The sequence below is a fragment of the Pseudomonas sp. KD5 genome (assembly GCF_012932895.1).
GTDB lineage: Bacteria > Pseudomonadota > Gammaproteobacteria > Pseudomonadales > Pseudomonadaceae > Aquipseudomonas.
Genome location: NZ_JDWJ01000011.1, coordinates 191,506 through 213,209 on the forward strand (window position 1 = coordinate 191,506; position 21,704 = coordinate 213,209).

Sequence of the window (21,704 nt, forward strand, 5' to 3'; positions counted from 1 at the left end):
CCTTAAAGACTGTTGATCAGTGTGCTGAAGATTTCCTGCGCAGCCTTGATGATCTGCGAAGAGGCGGTGTAGTACTGCTGATACTTGACCAGATTGCCGGTTTCCTCATCGAGGTCGACGCCCGACAGCGAATCACGAGCACCCTTGGCATTGGCCAGGATGGCGGTGGTCGCGGCACTGTCGAGCTTGCCTTGCGCGGCCTTGGCGCCGACGCCTTCGACCAGTTTGCCGTAGGCGTCAGTCAGGGAAATGCCTTTGCTGGCGGAACCGGTATCCACGGTCTGCTTGGTCTGCAAGCCGGCCAGTACGGTGCCGTTGCGGTTGTCCAGCGTGCCCGGCTGGCTGAGCGATACGTTGATCGCGGTGCCGTTACCTGGCGAACCGGCCACGGTCATGTCAAACGACACAGTGCGCTGCACGATGGGCGGTCCCGGATCATTGATCGCGGCACCGGTGCCGTCGACCAGCGGAATGGTCAGGCTCAGCGTATTGTTCTGGCCCGGCACGATGGTGCCGCTGCTGAGCGCGTTGCCTTGGGCATCGAGCATTTGGTAAGTCTGAGTCGTACCACCGGCCGCACCGAACACGATCTTGACCGGCGTCGAAGTCTTCAGGCCGTTCTGGATTGTGGTGGTGGTCGCCGTGTCGTAGATATCGAACTTGGTGGTCAGGGTCGGTTGACCGCTGGCCGGAATCGTCAGTGTGCCGCTGCCGCCCGCTGCAATGGCCGCGCCCAACGGTGCCGCGATGGCCAGACGTTTGGAGTCGGTCATCTCGGTCTTGATGTTGGTCGCCGCGTTGCGGGTCGGGGTGATCTTGAACGTGTCGCCGGCGGCTGCTGTGCCACCGGAAAGTGTCATGGAGAAACCATCGATCACCGGCGGTGGCGTGGTCAGCGTGCTGAACGCGCCCATGGCGGTGCCTTCAGGCAGACGCTGCACGGTGTAGTTGGTGGCGCTGGTGAAGGTGACCTTGTAATCGTTGATGGTCAGCTTGCCGCTGTCCTCGATGCTCACATCGAAGTTGCCTGAGCCGGCGCTGTTGCCGACCGTGGCAACGCTGCGCTGAGCCATTTGCGCTGCGGTGTTGATGCTATTGAACAGGTTCGAGCCGAAGTCACCGTTCTTGTCGATGCCCTGGGCCTGGACGGTGTTCATCTGATCGGCAACGACCAGCGCCACACGCCCCAGTTCATTCATGGCCGGGTCCAGCACGGTGCTGCGATAACGCAGCAAGCCGCCCATCTCGCCACCGGTCATCACCGAGGTGATATCGATGGTGCTCGAACCTCGATTGAGCTGAATGGCCGAACGCGACGGATCGTCTTTACTCGGCACCACTTCCAGCTTGCTGGCAGTGCTGCCCATGACCAGCGGCTGACCGCTGCCCAGGTAAATGTCGAGGTTACCGTCACGCTCGATCACTTGCGCACCGGTGAAGGTGGACAACTGGCGCACGGTCTCGTTGCGCGCGTCGAGCAAGTCGTTGGGCTGGCCGCCGGCGTTGGAAACTTCGGAGATCTTCTGGTTCAACTGGGCCACGGTGGCCGCCAGTTTGTTGACCTGATCGGCCATGTCCGCCAGGTTGCCGTTGATGTCCGCGTTCTGCGCGGTCAACTGGCTGGAGATCGAGTTGAAACGGTTACTCAGGGCTTGCGCGTCGCTGAGCAGCAGTTGGCGGGAAGCATCGTCACCAGGTTTCGCGTTGACGTTCTGTACCGAGGCGAAGAACTTGGTCAGGGCGCCGTTGAGGCCGGTGCCGCTGTCCGACAGCAACTTATCGAGCGGGCTGATCTGTCCGGCATAGGCAGCCGAGTCGCTGTTGAGCGAGGTGGTGGTTTGCAGTTGCGCATCGAGGTAGCTGTTGTACACCCGACGCACATCGGCCAGGGTCGTACCCGTGCCGATGTAGACATTGCCGAACTGATTCGAGGCCTTGCTGCCCTGCACGGTTTGCTGACGCGAGTAGCCTGCGGTGTCGGCGTTGGCAATGTTATTACCGGTCACCATCAACGCGCTTTGGCCTGCGGATAAACCCGACATCCCGATGTTGAGCAAACTCATGATTCAAACCTTATGCCTTGTGCCTATAAAGGCGTAGTGGAAGCGCCCGCCGCAGCGTAGTTTTGGTAACTCGTCATCTGCTTGGCTATCTGCGAAATCTTGCTCGCGTAATCCGGGTCGGTTGCATACCCGGCTTTTTGCAACTCGCGTACAAACTGTTCTGGGTTATCGGCCGACTTCAGCACATCTTGATAGCGATTGTTGCTTTGCAGCAGGGTCACAAGGTCATGGAAACTGTCCTTGTAAGAAGCGTAGGAACGGAACTCGGCCGTCTCCTTGACCATCTGGCCATTTCTGAATTCGCTGGTGATCGCCCGCGCCGAATCGCCCTTCCAGTTACCACTGGCCTTGATCCCGAACAGGTTGTGGCTACTGCTGCCATCCTGGGCGCGCATGACCGATTTGCCCCAACCGGTTTCCAGGGCGGCCTGAGCCACCAGGTAACGCGGATCGACACCGATACGGTCGGCGGCTTCTTTGGCCATTGGCAGCATGGTGTTGACGAATTCGTCGGCGGAACTGAAGGCTTTCTTCGCTGGCGCCAGGGGGATTTGAGCCATGGCACGACCATAAATCTGCAGGCGCCCGCTGGAGGTCGTATCCGTTTGCGAAGCCAGCCAATCGCCGTTGTACAACGGGCCGGAACCGGTCGCGGTGCTCGGCGGCACCTGGATTTTGTTCTGCGTTGCGGTGGCGGTTGTCGCCGTGGTCGATGCCGATGGCACCAACCCGGCGAGCAAACGGTCGGCCAGTTTCGGCGGCAGCGCCAGACGCCGCTGATTGATCAGCGCCATGTCGTTGCGGTGTGCGCCCTCGCCCGCACCTGCCGGCGTCCTCACCGCGCGTGAAGCCCACAACGGGCGCTCGCCGTTGAGGCGCGACAGCGGCCCATTGGTGGCAACCGTACCGGCGGCAATCGGTGTTTCCACGGCGGCCTTCGCGGCGGCTTGCTTGGCGGCAGACGCTGCAGCAGCCTCACCCGGCGCCAACGGTTTGTTCTTCGACATCTGGCGCATCAGCACGTCAGCCAGACCAATACCGCCACCTTCGCGGGACAGGGAAACGGCCAACTGCTGGTCGTACATTTCCTGGTATTGCTTGGCTGCCGGCGTGTTGAGCGGATTATCCTGGCCCAGCGCTTCGGTGGCCGAGCGCATGGACTTGAGCATTTCACCGAGGAACAGCGACTCGAATTCCTGCGCCACTTTGCGCATGTTCGCATCGCTGTTCTTGTCGCCGACCTTGAGCTGGTTCAAACGATTCAGGTCCGAGTAAGAACCCGAATCGCTGCTGCTGACCAGACCGCTTTTGCGCATATCCATGATCGCCGTCCTCAGATCACGATCAGGTCGGCTTGCAACGCGCCGGCCTGTTTCAGCGCTTCAAGGATCGCCATCAAGTCACCCGGCGCTGCGCCGACCTGGTTCACCGCACGAACGATCTCGTCGAGGGTGGTGCCCGGGCCGAACTTGAACATCGGCTTGGCTTCTTGCTGAGCGTTGACCCGCGAACGCGGCACGACCGCCGTCTGCCCGTTGGACAGAGGGCCAGGCTGGCTGACGATCGGGTCTTCGGTGATGGTCACGGTCAGGCTGCCGTGGGTCACGGCAGCCGGGGAAACCTTGACGTTCTGGCCAATCACGATGGTACCGGTGCGCGAGTTGATGATGACTTTCGCCACCGCCTGACCCGGATCGACTTCGAGGTTTTCGAGGATCGACAAATAGTCGACCCGCTGGCTCGGATCGAGTGGCGCAGTCACGCGGATCGAGCCGCCATCGATGGCCTGAGCGACGCCAGGGCCAAGCATGTCGTTGATCTTGTCGACGATGCGCTTGGCCGTGGTGAAGTCCGAACGGTTGAGGTTCAGGGTCAGGCTGTTGCCCTGATTGAAGCCGCTCGGTACGGCACGCTCGACCGACGCACCGCCGGGGATGCGACCGGCCGACGGAACGTTGACGGTGATCTTCGAACCGTCACGACCTTCGGCATCGAAACCACCGACCACCAGATTGCCCTGAGCGACGGCGTAGACGTTGCCATCGATACCTTTGAGCGGCGTCAACAGCAAGGTGCCGCCGCGCAGGCTCTTGGAGTTACCGATGGACGCTACGGTGATATCTATCTGCTGACCCGGCTTGGCGAACGCTGGCAAATCGGCACTGATCGACACGGCCGCGACGTTCTTCAATTGCACGTTGCCGGAACCTGGCGGCACCTTGATGCCGAACTGCGAGAGCATGTTGTTGAAGGTCTGCAGGGTGAACGGGGTCTGGGTCGTCTGGTCACCGGTGCCGTTAAGCCCGACCACCAGGCCATAGCCGATCAATTGGTTGGAACGCACACCGGAAATACTGGCGATGTCCTTCAACCGTTCGGCTTGAGCATCGAAGGCCGCCGTCAGCAACAGGACGCCCACCATAAGGCTTTTCAGATTCAACGTAGCCACCTAGAAAGGGAACAGCGGGCTGAGGAAGAAACGGTCGAACCAGCCTGGCTGACTCGCATCGGCAAACGCACCGGTGCCCGAATAGGTGATGCGTGCATCGGCGACGCGGGTCGACGACACGGTGTTATCGGTGGCGATGTCATCGGCACGAACGAGGCCGGCAATCCGTACCAATTCGTCACCGGTGTTGAGAGTCAGCCACTTCTCGCCGCGTACAGCGATGATGCCGTTGGGCAACACGTCGGCAACGGTCACAGTGATCGAGCCGGTCAGGCTGTTGCTCTGACCGGACTTGCTATCGCCCTTCGTTGAGCGGTCGGCGCTATAGCCGGCGTTCAGACTCAGGTCGTTGCCACCGACCGGATTATTGGTGGTCAGGCTGGAGCCGAACAGCGAGGTCAGGCCGATCTTGTTGTCGCTGTTCTTGTCCATCTGCGAGTTGGCGTTCTTGCTCGCCTGGGTGCGCTCGTTCAGGGTGATGGTGATGATGTCACCGACCCGGAACGCCTTGCGGTCGCTGTACAGGTTCTGTTCGAAACCGGCCTGGTAGATCGAGCCGTTATTGGCGGCAGCCGGCAGCGGCGTGCGCGGCAACACCGGGGCGTAGTAAGGGTCATTGGGCTTTGGCGTCGGACCGACGCACCCCGCCAGCGCGGCGACCCCACTCAGTGCCAGAACAGATACGAAGCGATTCATGACCCTACCTCACGGTGTTGCAGGCGACCTCATGGCCGCCTCATAGACTTGATTACAGATTCTGCGTTACGAACGAGAGCATCTGGTCGGCGGTGGAGATCACTTTGGAGTTCATCTCGTAGGCGCGCTGAGTGGTGATCATGTTGACCATCTCTTCAACGGTGCTGACGTTGGACGTTTCCAGAGTGTTCTGCAGCGTGGTGCCAAAACCGGCCAGGCCCGGGGTGCCGACTTGCGGCGCGCCACTGGCAGCGGTTTCCAGGAACAGGTTGTTACCCACCGCTTGCAGGCCGGCCGGGTTGATGAAGTCGGCGGTTTGCAGGTTGCCGATCACCTGGGAGGCGGGGTTGCCGGCAACGGTGATGGACACGGTGCCGTCACGACCAACGGTGAACGTCTGGGCGTTGTTCGGAATGACAATGGCCGGCTCCAGGGCAAAGCCGCTGGCGTTGACGATCTGGCCGTTGGAATCCAGGTGGAAGGTACCGTCACGGGTGTAGGACGTGGTGCCATCGGGCTGCAGGATCTGGAAGAAACCGCGACCGTCGATGGCCATGTCCAATGGCTGCTCGGTGGTTTGCAGGCTGCCGGCGGTGAAGTTTTTCTGGGTGCCGACGATGCGCACACCGGTACCCACTTGCAGACCCGACGGAAGTTCGCTGTCCTGGGTCGACTGGGCGCCTGGCTGGCGTTTGATCTGATACAGCAAGTCCTGGAACTCGGCGCGGTCACGTTTGAAACCCGTGGTCGATACGTTCGCCAGGTTGTTGGAAATGGTGGTGAGGTTGGTGTCCTGGGCGGACAGACCTGTTTTGGCAACCCATAGAGCCGGAAGCATTCGTTTCTCCTCGTGCGCCTGTTTTACGGCGCGACGTTCTGATAATTAGCTGATCTGCAAGACCCGAGCCATGGCCTGGTCATCGTCTTTGGCGGTGTTCATCATCTTGATGTGCAGCTCGAACTGCTTGGCCAGCGCCAGTACCGAAGTCATTTCTTCCACGGCATTGACGTTGCTCGACTCGAGAAACCCAGACACCAGTTTGACGCCGGCATCGGCTTGCGCCGGCTTGCCGTCCTTGGTGTGGATCGAACCGTCCAGGCCTTTGGTCATGTTCTTGAAGTCCGGGTTGACCAGTTTGATGCGGTCGACTTCGGCCATCACCCGCGGGCCTTCACCCATCGCACGGATGCTGACGGTGCCGTCTTCGCCAACTTCGATCTGCTGCTCGGGCGGCACGGCAATCGGCCCGCCATTGCCCATCACCGGCATGCCGTTGCCGGCGCGCAGTACGCCCAGCGCGTCAACGTTCAGGCTACCGGTGCGCACGTAGCTTTCACCGCCATCGGGGTTTTGCACGGCGATCCAGCCGTTGCCTTGCACCGCGACATCGAGGTCGCGACCGGTTTGCACCAGGGCGCCCGGGGAGAAGTCGGTAGCCGGACGTTCGCTCATGGCAAACGCACGCGCCGGAAAGCTGTCACCAAACACCGGCATCGAACGGGCCTGCTCCAGGTCCTTCTGAAAACCATTGGTAGAGATGTTCGCCAGGTTGTTGGCATGAGCCTTCTGCGCCAGTGCATTCTGGCTGGCGCCGGTCATTGCCACATAAAGGTACTTGTCCACACTCTTTCCTCTGCATGCCGGACGTTTGCCGCCCACCGCTGTACTGCTGAGCCATAAGCAATTTGCAGACCAACTTTTTTCTGGCGGCGCCGGGCCCGGCAAACAAAGGACTTGAGGGGTTTAGAGAGGAATGGGGGAATGAATCGAAGACGAAAAACCGGCGGTGTCATGCCGCTTACGGCAAGCATCGACCTTTGCAGTCAACACAGAACTCTGTGGCGAGGGGGCTTGCCCCCGTTCGGTTGCGAAGCGGCCGCAAAATCATCCGACGCGTTTTACCTGACACTATACGGTTGCTGCATTTGGGGCCGCTTCGCAACCCAACGGGGGCAAGCCCCCTCGCCACAGGTTTAAACACCCGGCTCTTTGCCCACCTCATACTCGCGTAACTTATTGGCAATGGTGGTATGGGAAACCCCCAGTCGCTTGCCCAGTTGCCGACTGCTCGGATACTCGGAATACAAGCGCTCCAGCACCGCTTTCTCGAAGCGCCCGACAATCTCGTCCAGCCCGCCCTCGAGGGAGAAATCGCCAAGCGGCTGACGCACGCCGTAGTCCGGCAGACGAATGTGCTCGGCTTTGACGGTGCCGCCCTCGCACAGGGAAACCGCCTGAAACAGCACGTTCTCCAACTGCCGCACGTTACCCGGCCAGTGATAGTGACTGAGCCGTTCCATCGCCGCCGGCGCCAGTTTCGGCAGTGGGCAACCGATCTGTCGACTGGCCTGATCGAGGAAGTGTTCCACCAGCGGCGCCAGTCCATCGAGGCATTCGCGCAGCGGCGGGATGTGCAGCGAGAGCACGTTCAAGCGGTGGTACAAGTCCTGGCGAAACTCACCGCGAGCACACAGCTCGGACAAGTCCACCTGAGTCGCGCAGATCACCCGCACATCCAGATAGACCTCTTCATCGCTGCCAACACGACGGAAGCAACCGTCCTGCAGAAAGCGCAGCAATTTCACCTGCAAGCGCGGGCTCATTTCGCCGACGCCATCGAGAAACAACGTACCGCCCGCCGTCAGCTCCAGGAGCCCGAGCTTGCCTTCGGCCCGCGCCCCTTCGAAGGCGCCGGGGCCGTAGCCGAACAATTCAGTCTCGGCCATGGACTCAGGCAGGCCGGCGCAGTTGAGCGCCATCAGCGGTGATTGCCCACGCGGGCTCGCCAGGTGACAAGCCCGCGCCAACAACTCTTTGCCGGTGCCGGTTTCGCCTTCGATCAATAGCGGCGCATCCAGTGGTGCCATGCGCCGCGCTTCGCGAACCACCGCCGCCATCACTTTCGAACTTTGGAAAATGCTGTCGAAGCCGCGCAACTCCTGTTTGCGCACGTTATAGATGCGCTCGCCCACCCGGTCCGCCCGGTGCAGCGTCAACACCGCACCGGCCATGGCCTCGCTTTCGTCATGCTCCGATTGCAGCGGCGCGATGTCGGCGAGAAACACGTCACCCTTGACCTTCACCCGCAAGCCGTTGATCCGCGACTTGTTGGCGCGCACCAGTTCCGGCAAGTCGAAGTCTTCGGCATACCGCGACAACGGAATCCCCGGCACCTCATCTACCCGCACCCCGAGCAACTGCGCCGCCGCACGGTTGGCCGCGACGATGGAGCCGCCCATGTCGATCGACAGCACCGGAAACTCCAGGGCACCGAGCAAGGCATTAAGCTCCATGTGCCGACGCTCGCTGGGCATCAGCCCTACACGCTTGACGCCGAACACCCCGCCAATCGCCTCGAACTTGGGCCGCAACGCCTGGAACTGAATGTTGATCAGGTTCGGACAGTGCAGATAGATCGCATTGCCATGCTCACCACCCACCTCGCCACGAGCGACGTTGATCCCGTACTCGACCAACAGGTTGAGAATGTCGCGCAGGATACCGATGCGGTTCTGGCAGTGAACTTTGATACGCATATAAAGGCCCGTAACAGGGGTGATCGAGGCCCGACGCAAGGAAATTTCTGCGCGAACGCCAAGTTAGTCGTCAAGATTATGTGACACCCGTGATCCATTTCAAACACGGAAATATCAATACTTACGCCACAGCAGCAAAACCGTAACGAATACTTTACGAAAAGCATGGATTTTTCCTACATGGCGCGCGGATCACCTGCTGCAAAGTCGCACACCTTGGCGTATCTCTAATTCCAGAGCAGGACATAAAACAAGAACGTATCCCCTAGCAGGAGAGCAGTATGAAGCAGACGCAATACGTGGCTCGCGAGCCCGATGCGCAAGGTTTTATCGACTACCCCGCTGAAGAACACGCGGTGTGGAATACGCTGATCACTCGCCAACTGAAAGTGGTCGAGGGTCGTGCATGCCAGGAATACCTGGACGGTATTGAAAAACTCGGTCTGCCCCACGACCGCATTCCGCAACTCGGTGAAATCAACAAAGTCCTCGGTGAAACCACCGGCTGGCAAGTTGCCCGGGTGCCCGCGCTGATTCCCTTCCAGACCTTTTTCGAATTGCTGGCGAACAAGCAGTTTCCGGTGGCGACCTTTATTCGTACCCGCGAAGAGCTGGATTACCTGCAAGAGCCGGACATTTTCCACGAGATCTTCGGCCACTGCCCGTTGCTGACCAACCCCTGGTTCGCCGAATTCACCCACACCTACGGCAAACTCGGCCTACAGGCTTCCAAGGAAGAGCGCGTGTACCTGGCGCGTCTGTACTGGATGACCATTGAGTTCGGCCTGGTCGACACACCGCAAGGCCTGCGCATCTATGGCGGCGGCATTCTGTCCTCGCCGAAAGAAACTGTTTACGCCCTGTCGGACGCACCTGAGCATCAGGCCTTCGACCCACTGGAATGCATGCGTACGCCGTACCGCATCGACATTCTGCAGCCGCTGTACTTTGTCCTGCCGAACCTCAAGCGCCTGTTCGATCTGGCCCACGAAGACATCATGGGCATGGTCAAACAAGGCATGCAGCTTGGGTTGCACGCACCGAAATTTCCGCCCAAAGCTGCTTGATCCGCAGCTTTTAGAATCAAGTGAGCCTGTCAGGATCCGACGCTTTGGTTTAGCGTGGCGGTACTGACGGCCGATTTCCAATAATTCGATTTCAGGAATCCATCATGTCCACATTGAACCAAGCCCATTGCGAAGCCTGCCGCGCCGATGCCCCTCAGGTCAGCGACGAAGAACTGCCGATTCTGATCAAGCAGATCCCTGACTGGAACATCGAAGTGCGCGACGGTGTGATGCAGTTGGAAAAAGTTTTCCTGTTCAAGAACTTCAAGCACGCGCTGGCGTTCACCAACGCCGTTGGCGAAATCTCCGAGGCCGAAGGTCACCACCCGGGCCTGCTGACCGAGTGGGGCAAAGTCACCGTGACCTGGTGGAGCCACTCCATCAAGGGCCTGCACCGCAACGACTTCATCATGGCCGCGCGCACTGACGAAGTGGCCAAAGACGCCGAGGGCCGCAAATAATGCATTTCGACGCCATCGGCCGAGTACCCGGCGACCCGATTCTCGGCCTGATGGAGGCCTATGCGCAGGACCCTAACCCGCGCAAGTTCGACCTTGGCGTGGGTGTCTACAAAGATGCCCAGGGCCTGACACCAATCCTGGAAGCGGTGAAGCTTGCCGAGCAGCGCCTGGTGGATCGCCAGGCCACCAAGACTTACATCGGCGGCCACGGCGATGCAGCGTTCGGCAAAGTCATCAACGAGCTTGTGCTGGGTGCTGATTCGGCGCTGATCGCCGAGCAACGGGCCGGCGCCACGCAAACGCCGGGCGGCACCGGTGCGCTGCGCTTGAGCGCCGACTTCATCGCCCAGTGCCTGCCGGGCCGTGGCGTGTGGCTGAGCAGCCCGACCTGGCCGATCCACGAAACGATTTTTGCGACGGCCGGGGTCAAGGTCAGTCACTACCCGTACGTGGGCAGCGATAACCGTCTCGATGTCGAAGCGATGCTCGAAGTGCTCAATCAAGCACCGAAGGGCGATGTGGTGCTGCTGCACGCCTGCTGCCACAACCCGACCGGTTTCGACCTGTCCCATGACGATTGGCGCCGGGTGCTGGACGTGGTGCGCAGTCGCGACTTGCTGCCGCTGATCGACTTCGCCTATCAGGGCTTCGGCGATGGCCTGGAGCACGATGCCTGGTCGACCCGGCTGTTCGCCGCCGAGTTGCCGGAAGTGTTGATCACCAGTTCCTGCTCGAAGAACTTCGGCCTGTACCGCGACCGCACCGGTGCGCTGATTGTCTGCGCGCAAACCGCCGACAAGCTGGTGGACATCCGCAGCCAACTGGCCAACATCGCCCGCAACCTGTGGTCGACACCGCCGGATCACGGCGCCGCCGTAGTCGCGACCATCCTTGGCGATCCAGAGCTGAAAAGCCGCTGGGCCGACGAAGTGGAAGCCATGCGTTTGCGCATCGCCCAGCTGCGCAACGGTCTGGTCGAAGCGCTCGAACCCCACGGCTTGCGCGAGCGGTTTGCGCACATTGGTGTGCAACGCGGGATGTTTTCCTACACCGGTTTGTCGCCGGAGCAGGTCAAGCAACTGCGCGAACATCACAGTGTGTACATGGTCAGCTCGGGCCGGGCGAACGTGGCGGGGATCGATGCGACACGCCTGGACCTGCTGGCCGAGGCCATCGCTGACGTCTGCAAGTAACCCGATGCAATGGCGAGCTCCCTGTGGCGAGGGAGCTTGCTCCCGCTAGAGCGCGTAGCGGTCGCAAAAAACTGCAACCGAGTTCTAACGCAAAGAACCCATTGCCTGCATTGGGGCCGCTCAGCGACCCAGCGGGAGCAAGCTCCCTCGCCACAGTGGGTCTTCACCTCCTGCTGACCTGTCTAGACAATCCCATCCGTCGTAACAATTGGATATAAAGTCTATTTGTCATTTTTCCTGCTGTATCCTGCCCAGGCTTTTTTAAAAGCGCGGATCTACCAGATCTATCAACAGACTTAGCGAGGAGCGCGAAACATGCACGAGATCCCTAATCTCCCCTTCCCAAGCCTGCACGAAACTGAGCAGACAACCACGCAACAAGCCGGTGCCCAACAGCCCGAGCCGAAAGAAGCACCTGAACGCCGCCAGGCCGACAGAGAAGACTGATACACCTGCAATGCCAGACCGTGTGGAAAGCGCTAACATGCGCTTTCCACACTGCCTGAACCGCGAGCCCGCACCATGAGCGATGATTTCACTGAAGCCCAGGCCAGCGTCCTGATCGGCACCGCCGAGAAGATGATCGAGATCTGGAATCGCCTTTCCCCCGAGAAACAAGCCGCCCTGCTGGCCCGCTTCGGCAGCGAAGAAAATGTCCTGGCCGCCCTGGTCACGACGCAACTGGTCGCCCCCGCAAAATCCTGATTCATCCCGTTCGGCAATTAGTTTTACTTTTTCACGCCCTGCGACCGTCCACGCCGCTATCATAAGCAGCCTATCTATCCTGCTGCCCCGTGGACCTTTTAACCATGTCTGAAACCCAGCGCCCCCTGGCGGTCACGCTGCAAGTCGTTTCCATCGTCCTGTTCACTTTCATCGGTTACCTCAATATCGGTATTCCCCTGGCCGTATTGCCGGGCTACGTCCACAGCGACCTCGGCTTCGGCGCGGTGATCGCCGGGCTGGTGATCAGTGTGCAATACCTGGCCACCCTCCTCAGCCGCCCTTACGCCGGGCGCATCATCGATAACAAGGGCAGCAAACTGGCGGTGATGTATGGCCTCGCTGGCTGTGGTTTGAGCGGTGTGTTCATGCTGATTTCGGCCTGGACGCAAAGCCTGCCGATACTGAGTTTGATCAGCCTGTTGATTGGCCGCCTGATACTCGGCAGCGCGGAAAGCCTGGTCGGCTCCGGGTCGATCGGCTGGGGCATCGGCCGGGTCGGCGCGGCGAACACCGCCAAGGTCATCTCCTGGAACGGCATCGCCAGTTACGGCGCGTTGGCGGTCGGCGCACCACTGGGGGTGCTGCTGGTGAGTCAATTGGGTTTGTGGAGCATGGGCGTGAGCATCGTGCTGCTGGCCGTGTTGGGCGTGGCGCTGGCCTGGCCGAAAACCGCGGCGCCGATTGTCGCCGGTGAACGTTTGCCGTTCATGCATGTACTGGGACGGGTGTTTCCACATGGCTGCGGCCTGGCACTGGGCTCCATCGGTTTTGGCACCATCGCGACCTTCATCACCCTGTATTACGCCACTCAGCATTGGTCCAACGCGGTGCTGTCCCTGAGTTTGTTCGGCGCCAGTTTCATTGGCGCACGGTTGCTGTTCGGCAACCTGATCAACCGCCTCGGCGGCTTTCGCGTGGCGATTGCCTGCCTCTCGGTGGAAACCCTCGGGCTGTTGCTGCTGTGGCTGGCGCCGGATGCCCATTGGGCACTGGCCGGTGCAGCGCTGAGCGGTTTCGGTTTTTCGCTGGTGTTCCCGGCCCTGGGCGTGGAAGCGGTCAACCTGGTGCCGGCCTCCAGCCGTGGCGCAGCAGTTGGGGCCTATTCGCTGTTTATCGATTTGTCACTGGGGATTACCGGACCGCTGGCGGGTGCGATTGCTGCAGGATTCGGGTTTGCCTCGATCTTCCTGTTCGCCGCCCTCGCCGCTTTGAGCGGATTGATGTTGAGCGTTTACTTGTACCGGCAGGCACCCAAGTATCGGGAAGAGCGTGAGGCCCACTAAAAATCCACCTTGCCCCGCCCGGCCTTGATGCTGCCGCGCTTGGTCTTGGATTCGAGCCGACGCTTTTTCGAGCCCAGAGTCGGCTTGGTCGGACGGCGTTTCTTTTCCACTTTGGTAGCGCTGAGGATCAACTCGGTCAGACGCTCCAGCGCATCGGCGCGGTTCTGCTCCTGCGTGCGGTATTGCTGGGCCTTGATGATCAACACCCCTTCGCTGGTGATGCGACTGTCGCGCAACGCCAGCAGCCGTTCCTTGTAAAACTCGGGCAGGGACGAGGCCGGAATGTCGAAGCGCAGGTGCACCGCACTGGAGACCTTGTTGACGTTCTGCCCACCGGCGCCCTGGGCGCGAATGGCCGTCAACTCGATCTCGGCATCCGGCAGATGCACGTTGTTGGAAATCACCAGCATGGAAAAAAGTCCGATATCAGGACCGCCAGAATACCTTGTAGGAGCGAGGCTTGCCCGCGAAGAACGATAACGCGGTTTGCCTGATAAACCGTGGCGTCCTCTTCGCGGGCAAGCCTCGCTTCTACAGGTTTCATGCAAATTCAAAGTTTTTTATCGCCCACAAAAAACCCGGCACATGGCCGGGTTTGTTGTTTCTGCGTTTTGCACTTACTTGGCAGCGGAACCCGCAACCTGCAACGCCTGCTGCGCACTGCGCTTGTTCTTGATGCCGTAGCAGATCCACATGAACGCGACCCACACCGGAATCGCATACACCGAGACCTGGATGCCCGGGATCAGCAGCATCACGCCGAGGATGAACACCACGAACGCCAGGCAGATGTAGTTGCCGTACGGGTACCACAGGGCCTTGAACAGCGGCGTCTGCCGGGTCTTGTTCATGTGCTGGCGGAACTTGAAGTGCGAGAAGCTGATCATCGCCCAGTTGATCACCAGGGTCGCAACCACCAGCGACATCAACAGTTCCAGCGCGTTTTGCGGGATCAGGTAGTTCAGCAATACCGCGATCAATGTCACAGCGGCCGACGCCAGGATCGAACGTACCGGCACGCCACGCTTGTCGATCTTCGACAAGGCTTTCGGCGCATCGCCCTGCTCGGCCATGCCCAGCAGCATGCGGCTGTTGCAGTAAGTACCGCTGTTGTACACCGACAGCGCCGCGGTCAGGACCACGAAGTTGAGGATGTGCGCGGCGGTGTTGCTGCCGAGCATCGAGAACACCTGCACGAACGGGCTGCCGCTATAGGCATCGCCAGACGCATTCAGCGTCGTCAGCAGGCTGTCCCAAGGGGTCAGCGACAACAGGACCACCAGCGCACCGATGTAGAAAATCAGGATCCGGTAGATCACCTGGTTGATGGCTTTCGGGATCACGGTTTTCGGTTTGTCGGCTTCAGCGGCGGTGAAACCGAGCATTTCCAGGCCACCGAAGGAAAACATGATGATCGCCATGGCCATCACCAGACCGCTGACACCGTTCGGGAAGAAACCGCCGTGGGACCACAGGTTGGTTACCGAGGCTTGCGGGCCGCCGTGGCCGCTGACCAGCAGATAGCTGCCCAGGGCAATCATGCCAACGATCGCCACGACCTTGATGATCGCGAACCAGAACTCGGCCTCACCGAAGACTTTGACGTTGGCCAGGTTGATCGCATTGATCAGCACGAAGAACGCGGCGGCGGAAACCCAGGTCGGGATATCCGGCGCCCAGTAGTGGATGTATTTGCCGACCGCGGTCAGCTCCGACATGCCCACCAGGATGTACAGAATCCAGCAGTTCCAGCCCGACAGGAAACCGGCAAAACCGCCCCAGTATTTGTGCGCGAAGTGGCTGAAGGAACCGGCCACCGGCTCTTCGACGATCATTTCGCCCAGTTGGCGCATGATCATGAAGGCGATGAAGCCGCAAATGGCGTAGCCGAGAATCATCGACGGGCCGGCGGATTTGAGCACGCCGGCCGAGCCGAGGAACAGCCCGGTACCGATCGCGCCACCGAGGGCGATCAGTTGAATATGGCGATTTTTCAGGCCGCGTTTAAGCTCGCCTGAATGCGAGTTTTGTCCACTCATGAAAAGGGTCTCACGCAAGGTTTGATGATGTTCAGTAGACGTAGCTGCTCGGTTGCGATTTCAAGCAGCGCCGATCAAACCCCAGCGCAGGCACCAGGAGTTCAGCGTTTTTACGACAGTCATGCGTCACCTGTTTGTTTTTATCTGTGACGAAATCGAACCCGACACGCTCGTGACGCGGCGGAGTGAACAAGGCGGATAGCCTTGAGGTTTGCGCTGTTGCGCAGAGGGTCACAGTTAAAACGCGGCGCATTGTACACCTGTAACCCCCTGCTGCCAGACACCGCTGGATCAGCGCGTCGGTTGCCGGGATTGCCTGTGTCCGCCTCGAAGGTCTCGGGCGGCTGCAAAAATTGAGTCAGACCTTTGCAGGTCTTCGACGGGGGCAGCGGAAAAATCGCCCCACGGAGAGAGATGAAGATGAGTCACGGCGTTCATTGCGCCTCCTTCTTGTTATGCACCTGCACGACAGGCATGGGGCGCATCTCACCTTTCAATCGAGGCCGAGACAAGCGCGCCAGAGCCCTTGAACAGCACCATCGCGGCGGCGGACGGCAGGTTTTCCTTACAGCCCTTTCCACAGCGGCATTCCATGGGGTTTGAGCGCGCTTTTCGTAAGGATTTATTTACAGCGCGTAACGCATGCTTTCCAAATCAGATCCAGAGAGCCGTCGACTGTAAATTGACGATAGGAAGCTTCCTAAGGAGTTTTCCGACTTAGTTTTCTGTTTTTTATTAGGAAATTTACTTTTTGAAAAATGGAATAATTAGTTCAAATGAAAATTGTTTAATTATTTTTTTGCAATTCAAAAACCTGTGAACTAGGTTTTCAACGACTTGCCGAGCCGCATCGACCGGCAAGTTGACGCGCTCTTCAATGAATGAAAAACGCGCCGCTGTTCTTACCGAAAAAGTCATTCAGGAGATTCACCATGCAAGCACTGGACAAAGACTTGGATACTGAACTGCAACTGGACGATTGGTTTGAAGCACCGACCCATGAAGCCGCCGTTGAAATGATGCAAGCCGACGCGGTTGTTCCGTTCGGCACGGCGATGTGGCCTCTGTAAGACATCCCGGCGGGCATGATCCGGCCGGTCGTGCCCGCCACTTACCAGGTTTGTCAGGGAGGACTCCATGGATAAGCAGCGTGCCATCTCGCATTTCCTTTACTACCTCGAACATCACCCAGCCGTTGCCGGCATCAACCCGGCGAAGGTCTTGCTCGGCCATACCGCTGATTACGAGGTACTGACCGGCGCCATCGCCGAACAGGCCGGCAACAGCCCAAGGTTCAGCTTCAGCGCAGTGCGTCTGGACCTCGAACCCACCGAATTGCTGGCCCAGGCGATTGCCGACAGCGATCTGTACATTTTCTTCTACGACTCTTCTACCCTGCCCAACCCGCGTCCCGACGGCCCGGACTTTGTTCGCGCGCTGCAAGGCGTGATGGCGGAAAACTGGAAGAAGTCGCTGCTGTTCAAGGATTACGGCGATTACTTCTACGACACGTTCAGTGTCACCCCGCAGCGGATTGCCGGGCTGAACAGTCACTTGATCCAGCGCATGTCCCAGGCCACCACTTTAAGTTTCAAAGATGATCATGGCTCGTGGTTCGAAACACCGTTGAGCAGTATCAAGAAGTGGACCGACATCAATGGTGTCGGCAACTTCGATCTGGCGCCCGGCGAGATTGCCACCCATAGCGAGGCGATTAATGGCCGGGTCAAGTTCATGGGGACGTTCCTCAGCACGATTCCGTTTGCCCGCAAGTACGGCGTACTCGCGTCACCGCTGGAGTTGTGGATCGAGAACTCGACCATCAGCAAAATCGCCACCGATGTGCCGGGACTGGAACATGACTTCAACAAATACCTGGACGCCAATCCGTCCAATCGACGCATCGAGGAGTTGGGGATCGGTACCAACGAAGGCGTGAAAGAGTTGTATGCGCGCAATGCCGGTTTCGAAGAGCGCCATTGCGGTTTGCACTTGGGGTTGGGCGGAGGTGCCAAGGGCAGCCATCATCTGGACCTGATCTTCTCTGGCGGCGTGTTGGCGCTGGATGATGAGCCGGTGTTTGATGGGCGGTTTGTCTTCTGAACAACACCGGCCCCTGTGGCGAGGGAGCTTGCTCCCGCCGGCCGCTTCGCGCCCCAGCGGGAGCAAGCTCCCTCGCCACAACGCCACCTGCATACTGAAAACCGGTTCTGCCAGACACAAAAAAACGCCATCCCGAGGGATGGCGTTTTTTATGCTGCGCTTACCGATTACTCAGGCTTGCGACGACCGAAGCCCGGACGCTGGCCCGAACCGGCGGGTGCGCCGCGGCGCTTGCCCGATGGTGCGTCCTTGTCGACCAGCACGATGCCTGGGCGTTTCTTCGGCGCCGGCTTGGCCGGGCGCTTGGTGTCGGCCGGGCGGTCTGCCACCGGCGTACCACGGCCGGCAGGCGCACCGCGATCGCTACGACCACCGGACGGAGCGCCACGGCCTTCGCCGCGCTCAGTACGACCGTTGGCCGGACGTGGCGTGCGTGGACCGCGCTCGCCGTCCTGGCGTGGCGCTGGCTTGCGGGCCGGGCGCTCGCCTTCGATCTGCGGCTCGCGAGATGGACGCGGGCCGGCAGCTGGAGCGCCAGCGGCTGGACGCAAGGTCCGTACGCGTTCGGTCTTGCCCACCGGGCGGGACGATTTGCGCTGCATACGCTCGAGCTTGTCTTTGCTCTTGGCGTTCATTTGCGGCATCGCCACCGGCGTCAGGCCGACTTCAGCACTCAGAATGTCGACTTCCTGCTGGCTCATTTCGCGCCAGCGACCCATCGGCAAGTCGGAGTTGAGGAACACCGGACCGAAACGTACGCGCTTCAGACGGCTGACCACCAGGCCCTGGGATTCCCACAGACGACGAACTTCGCGGTTACGACCTTCCATCACCACGCAGTGGTACCAGTGGTTGAAACCTTCGCCACCTGGTGCCTGCTTGATGTCGGTGAATTTGGCCGGGCCGTCTTCGAGCACCACGCCTGCCTTCAGACGCTCGATCATCTCGTCGTCGACTTCACCACGTACACGGACCGCGTATTCACGGTCCATTTCGTAGGACGGGTGCATCAGGCGGTTGGCCAGCTCACCGTCGGTGGTGAACATCAGCAGACCTGTGGTGTTGATGTCCAGGCGACCGATGTTGATCCAGCGACCTTCTTTCGGACGCGGCATCTTGTCGAACACGGTCGGACGGCCTTCCGGGTCGTCACGGGTGCAGATTTCACCGTCGGGTTTGTTGTACATGATCACGCGGCGTACCGACTCGGCAGCTTCTTCGCGCTTGATCACCTTGCCATCGATGGTGATGGCGTCATGCAGGTCGACGCGCAGGCCAAGAGTGGCGTCTTTGCCATTGACCTTGATGCGGCCATGGCTGATCCAGGCTTCTACGTCACGGCGCGAGCCGACGCCGATACGGGCGAGGACTTTCTGCAGTTTTTCGCCTGCTGGGCCGATTTCCTGGTCGTCTTTCTGGTCGTTGATACTCATCTGGGCACCTCCCGGTGTGATCAAGTTCAGGCCTTGGCCTGAAGATGTGAAATCTGGTCGTTTGACGAAGGGATCGTCAAAGGGTCGCGAATCATACGCTCATGGAAGCGTTCGCGCATCAGAGACTAGCTGATCGACCGTCGGTTATTGGTTTTTCCGCCGGCCGGCGGTGGCTGCGATCTTTTGGCGGACTTCAATCCTCGAACTGGCGGCGTTCGGCCTCGATCGCTTCGGCCAGGGCCCGGGCTTCGGCTTCTTCATCGCTGAGTTCAGGTTCGGGCTTGGGTTGTTCAAGCGCGGCAACCGCGGCCAGCAGTTTCTCGCGAGCCTCGGCAACGCCAAGAATGTCATCCTCAGGCTCTGGTTCCTGCTCTTCTTCGTCAGCAACTGACGCCTCAACCTGAAGCTCTACCTCGACTTCCGGCTCCGGCTGCTCCGATACCTCTTCAGTCTCGGTCAACTCGCCATCGCGCAACAAATCGTCGAAATCGGTCTTGAGCCCCTCCTCCATGGTGTCCAGTTCCAGCAACAGCGTGTGGAAGCTGGTTTCTTCCTTGGGCTCTTCCGGCTCGGCGCTGGCATCCGCCAATTCTTGCAACCCGGCCGGCACCGGTGCGTCGTCGAACTCGAGCATCGGTTCGGGCTCCAGCTCGCGCAGCTCCGCCAGCGGCGGCAGGTCGTCGAGGTTCTTCAGGTTGAAGTGATCGAGAAACGCTTTGGTGGTGGCAAACATCGCCGGTTTGCCGGGCACGTCGCGGTAACCGACGATGCGGATCCACTCACGCTCCAGCAGGGTTTTGACGATGTGGCTGTTGACTGCCACGCCGCGCACGTCTTCGATCTCGCCCCGGGTGATCGGTTGGCGATAGGCAATCAGGGCCATGGTTTCGAGCATGGCGCGCGAGTAACGCTGTGGCCGTTCTTCCCACAGGCGCCCGACCCACGGCGCGAACTTTTCGCGGATCTGCAGGCGATACCCGGAGGCGACTTCCTTCAGTTCAAAGGCTCGGCCGTCGCAGGATTTGCCCAAAATCGTCAGCGCTTTCTTGAAAACCGCTGGTTCAGGCCGCTCGCCTTCTTCGAAGAGTTCGAACAGGCGCTCAAGCGATTGCGGTTTTCCCGAGGCCAACAGAAAGGCTTCAAGCAGTGGCGCCAGCTCGCGGGGTTCAGTCAGGTTCATGATTCAACTCGTTATTCGGCTCGGGCTCGCACATGTATCGCCGCGAACGGCTCATTCTGCACCAGCTCGACCAAGGATTCCTTGACCAGTTCGAGGATCGCCATAAAGGTCACCACCACCCCCAAGCGCCCTTCTTCAGCGGTGAACAGCTCGACAAAGGGCACGAAACCGCCGCCCTTGAGCCGCTCCAGTACATCACTCATGCGTTCGCGGGTGGACAGTGCCTCGCGGCTGACCTGGTGGCTTTCGAACATGTCGCCCCGGCGCAAGACCTCGGCCATGGACATCAGCAACTCTTCCAGGCTCACGTCCGGCAGCAGCTTGCGCGCCCGGGCTTCCGGCGCGTCGAGCTTGGGCACCACGACATCGCGGCCGACGCGGCTCAGCCCATCGATGCCTTCGGCGGCGGCCTTGAAGCGTTCGTATTCCTGCAAGCGGCGGATCAGTTCGGCGCGAGGGTCGTCTTCCTCGTCTTCAATGGTTTCGGCCCGCGGCAGCAACATCCGCGACTTGATCTCGGCGAGCATCGCGGCCATCACCAGGTACTCGGCGGCCAGTTCCAGGCGCACCGACTGCATCAACTCGACATAGCCCATGTACTGGCGGGTGATTTCCGCCACCGGGATGTCGAGGATGTTGATGTTCTGTTTGCGGATCAGGTACAGGAGCAGGTCGAGCGGGCCTTCGAAGGCTTCCAGAAAGACTTCGAGCGCATCCGGCGGGATATACAGGTCCAGCGGCATTTCCATGACCGCCTGGCCATAGACCATGGCGAAGGGCAGTTCTTGCTGGGCGCCGGCCTGGCTGTCGACGGGTTCTGGTTCTACTGCAGACATCTACGCCTCGGCCATGAATGGCGTAGGGTCGCCGCAACCGACACGGATGACTTCCGGCTCGCCGTCGGCGAGGCTGATCACGGTGGACGCCTTGATTCCGCCGAAACCGCCGTCGATGATCAGGTCCACCTGATGCTCCAGCAACTGGCGCATTTCGTAGGGATCGGTCAGCGGGTCGGTGTCGCCGGGCATGATCAGGGTCACGCTCATCAGCGGTTCGCCGAGTTCTTCCAGCAGCGCCAACGCAATCGGGTGGCTCGGCACGCGCAGGCCGATGGTGCGTTTTTTCGGGTGCAGCAACAGCCGCGGAACTTCGCGGGTGGCGTTGAGGATGAAGGTGTAAGGCCCCGGCAAGTGGGCCTTGAGCAGACGGAAAGTACCGGTGTCGATCTTGGCGAACAGCCCCAGCTGCGACAGGTCGCTGCAGATCAGCGCGAAGTTGTGCTTCTCATCCAGCTGACGCAACCGACGCACACGCTCCACGGCGGTCTTGTCACCGATCTGGCAACCAATGGCGTAGGAAGAGTCTGTGGGATAAATCACCACCCCGCCGTTGCGGATGATCTCGACAGCCTGTTTGATCAGGCGCGCTTGCGGGTTTTCCGGATGAATCTGGAAAAATTGACTCACATTCTCTA

The 21,704-nt window shown here is 60.1% G+C and carries 21 protein-coding genes; 8 read left to right on the plus strand and 13 right to left on the minus strand.

All coding sequences use genetic code 11. The features are described 5' to 3' along the window. Positions 1-2 precede the first annotated feature (2 nt). From flgK to AF70_RS23640, 7 genes are all read right to left on the minus strand, one after another. Positions 3-2,063 (minus strand): flagellar hook-associated protein FlgK, encoded by a 2,061-nt coding sequence (flgK, locus tag AF70_RS23610; protein ID WP_028939973.1) that lies wholly within the window; start codon positions 2,061-2,063, stop codon positions 3-5. A gap of 23 nt (positions 2,064-2,086) precedes the next feature. After that, the gene (flgJ, locus tag AF70_RS23615; RefSeq protein WP_019579546.1) at positions 2,087-3,385 is read right to left on the minus strand and encodes a flagellar assembly peptidoglycan hydrolase FlgJ; all 1,299 of its coding nucleotides are present in this window, start codon (positions 3,383-3,385) and stop codon (positions 2,087-2,089) included. An 11-nt stretch (positions 3,386-3,396) separates the two neighbouring features. Next, entirely contained in the window at positions 3,397-4,485 is a 1,089-nt protein-coding gene (locus AF70_RS23620) for a flagellar basal body P-ring protein FlgI (protein WP_032831038.1), read from the minus strand. Positions 4,486-4,512: 27 nt separating this feature from the next. Beyond that, positions 4,513-5,208 (minus strand): flagellar basal body L-ring protein FlgH, encoded by a 696-nt coding sequence (gene flgH, locus AF70_RS23625; protein WP_019579544.1) that lies wholly within the window; start codon positions 5,206-5,208, stop codon positions 4,513-4,515. Between the two features lie 52 nt (positions 5,209-5,260). After that, on the minus strand, positions 5,261-6,046 hold the full coding sequence (flgG, locus tag AF70_RS23630) for a flagellar basal-body rod protein FlgG (protein ID WP_018929947.1): 786 nt from the start codon (positions 6,044-6,046) through the stop codon (positions 5,261-5,263). 45 nt (positions 6,047-6,091) lie between these two features. Then, on the minus strand, positions 6,092-6,832 hold the full coding sequence (locus AF70_RS23635) for a flagellar basal body rod protein FlgF (RefSeq protein ID WP_019579543.1): 741 nt from the start codon (positions 6,830-6,832) through the stop codon (positions 6,092-6,094). A gap of 350 nt (positions 6,833-7,182) precedes the next feature. Further along, positions 7,183-8,745 carry a sigma-54-dependent phenylalanine hydroxylase transcriptional regulator PhhR gene (locus AF70_RS23640; protein ID WP_019579542.1) on the minus strand — a complete coding sequence of 521 codons (1,563 nt, stop codon included), beginning with the start codon at positions 8,743-8,745 and terminating at the stop codon, positions 7,183-7,185. Positions 8,746-9,026: 281 nt separating this feature from the next. Between AF70_RS23640 and phhA the strand changes: the two genes are divergently transcribed. From phhA to AF70_RS23665, 6 genes are all read left to right on the plus strand, one after another. Continuing rightward, positions 9,027-9,812, plus strand: a complete 786-nt coding sequence (gene phhA / locus AF70_RS23645) for a phenylalanine 4-monooxygenase (RefSeq protein ID WP_018929945.1) — start codon at positions 9,027-9,029, stop codon at positions 9,810-9,812. Between the two features lie 104 nt (positions 9,813-9,916). Further along, positions 9,917-10,273 (plus strand): 4a-hydroxytetrahydrobiopterin dehydratase, encoded by a 357-nt coding sequence (locus AF70_RS23650; RefSeq protein WP_018929944.1) that lies wholly within the window; start codon positions 9,917-9,919, stop codon positions 10,271-10,273. Further along, the gene (locus AF70_RS23655; RefSeq protein WP_019579541.1) at positions 10,273-11,466 is read left to right on the plus strand and encodes an amino acid aminotransferase; all 1,194 of its coding nucleotides are present in this window, start codon (positions 10,273-10,275) and stop codon (positions 11,464-11,466) included. The genes AF70_RS23650 and AF70_RS23655 overlap by 1 nt, the downstream gene beginning before the upstream one ends. A gap of 315 nt (positions 11,467-11,781) precedes the next feature. After that, positions 11,782-11,913 (plus strand): hypothetical protein, encoded by a 132-nt coding sequence (locus AF70_RS29910; RefSeq protein ID WP_007938543.1) that lies wholly within the window; start codon positions 11,782-11,784, stop codon positions 11,911-11,913. A 75-nt stretch (positions 11,914-11,988) separates the two neighbouring features. Continuing rightward, a complete protein-coding gene (locus AF70_RS23660) occupies positions 11,989-12,171 on the plus strand; it encodes a hypothetical protein (protein WP_028939971.1) in 183 nt (60 codons plus the stop codon). A 104-nt stretch (positions 12,172-12,275) separates the two neighbouring features. After that, positions 12,276-13,475: an MFS transporter gene (locus AF70_RS23665; RefSeq protein ID WP_028939970.1), complete on the plus strand. Its 1,200-nt coding sequence runs from the start codon at positions 12,276-12,278 to the stop codon at positions 13,473-13,475. Here the strand turns inward: AF70_RS23665 and arfB are convergent. Together arfB and AF70_RS23675 are read right to left on the minus strand one after the other, a co-directional pair. Beyond that, entirely contained in the window at positions 13,472-13,885 is a 414-nt protein-coding gene (gene arfB, locus AF70_RS23670) for an alternative ribosome rescue aminoacyl-tRNA hydrolase ArfB (RefSeq protein WP_007938537.1), read from the minus strand. The genes AF70_RS23665 and arfB overlap by 4 nt on opposite strands. A 207-nt stretch (positions 13,886-14,092) precedes the next feature. After that, complete coding sequence (locus AF70_RS23675; RefSeq protein ID WP_028939969.1) at positions 14,093-15,514, minus strand: amino acid permease; 1,422 nt, start codon at positions 15,512-15,514, stop codon at positions 14,093-14,095. 932 nt (positions 15,515-16,446) lie between these two features. Here AF70_RS23675 and AF70_RS23680 point away from each other — a divergent pair. Further along, positions 16,447-16,584: a hypothetical protein gene (locus AF70_RS23680; RefSeq protein WP_007938535.1), complete on the plus strand. Its 138-nt coding sequence runs from the start codon at positions 16,447-16,449 to the stop codon at positions 16,582-16,584. Between the two features lie 67 nt (positions 16,585-16,651). Further along, positions 16,652-17,617: a hypothetical protein gene (locus AF70_RS23685; RefSeq protein ID WP_028939968.1), complete on the plus strand. Its 966-nt coding sequence runs from the start codon at positions 16,652-16,654 to the stop codon at positions 17,615-17,617. Positions 17,618-17,784: 167 nt separating this feature from the next. On the opposite strand, the gene rluB is transcribed toward AF70_RS23685, so the two are convergent. From rluB to AF70_RS23705, 4 genes are all read right to left on the minus strand, one after another. Next, positions 17,785-19,050, minus strand: a complete 1,266-nt coding sequence (gene rluB / locus AF70_RS23690) for a 23S rRNA pseudouridine(2605) synthase RluB (RefSeq protein WP_018929938.1) — start codon at positions 19,048-19,050, stop codon at positions 17,785-17,787. 193 nt (positions 19,051-19,243) lie between these two features. Continuing rightward, positions 19,244-20,230, minus strand: a complete 987-nt coding sequence (scpB, locus tag AF70_RS23695; RefSeq protein WP_028939967.1) for an SMC-Scp complex subunit ScpB — start codon at positions 20,228-20,230, stop codon at positions 19,244-19,246. Positions 20,231-20,241: 11 nt separating this feature from the next. Continuing rightward, positions 20,242-21,000 carry a ScpA family protein gene (locus AF70_RS23700; protein ID WP_253548957.1) on the minus strand — a complete coding sequence of 253 codons (759 nt, stop codon included), beginning with the start codon at positions 20,998-21,000 and terminating at the stop codon, positions 20,242-20,244. 66 nt (positions 21,001-21,066) lie between these two features. Beyond that, positions 21,067-21,696: an L-threonylcarbamoyladenylate synthase gene (locus tag AF70_RS23705; protein ID WP_032831044.1), complete on the minus strand. Its 630-nt coding sequence runs from the start codon at positions 21,694-21,696 to the stop codon at positions 21,067-21,069. Positions 21,697-21,704 lie beyond the last annotated feature (8 nt).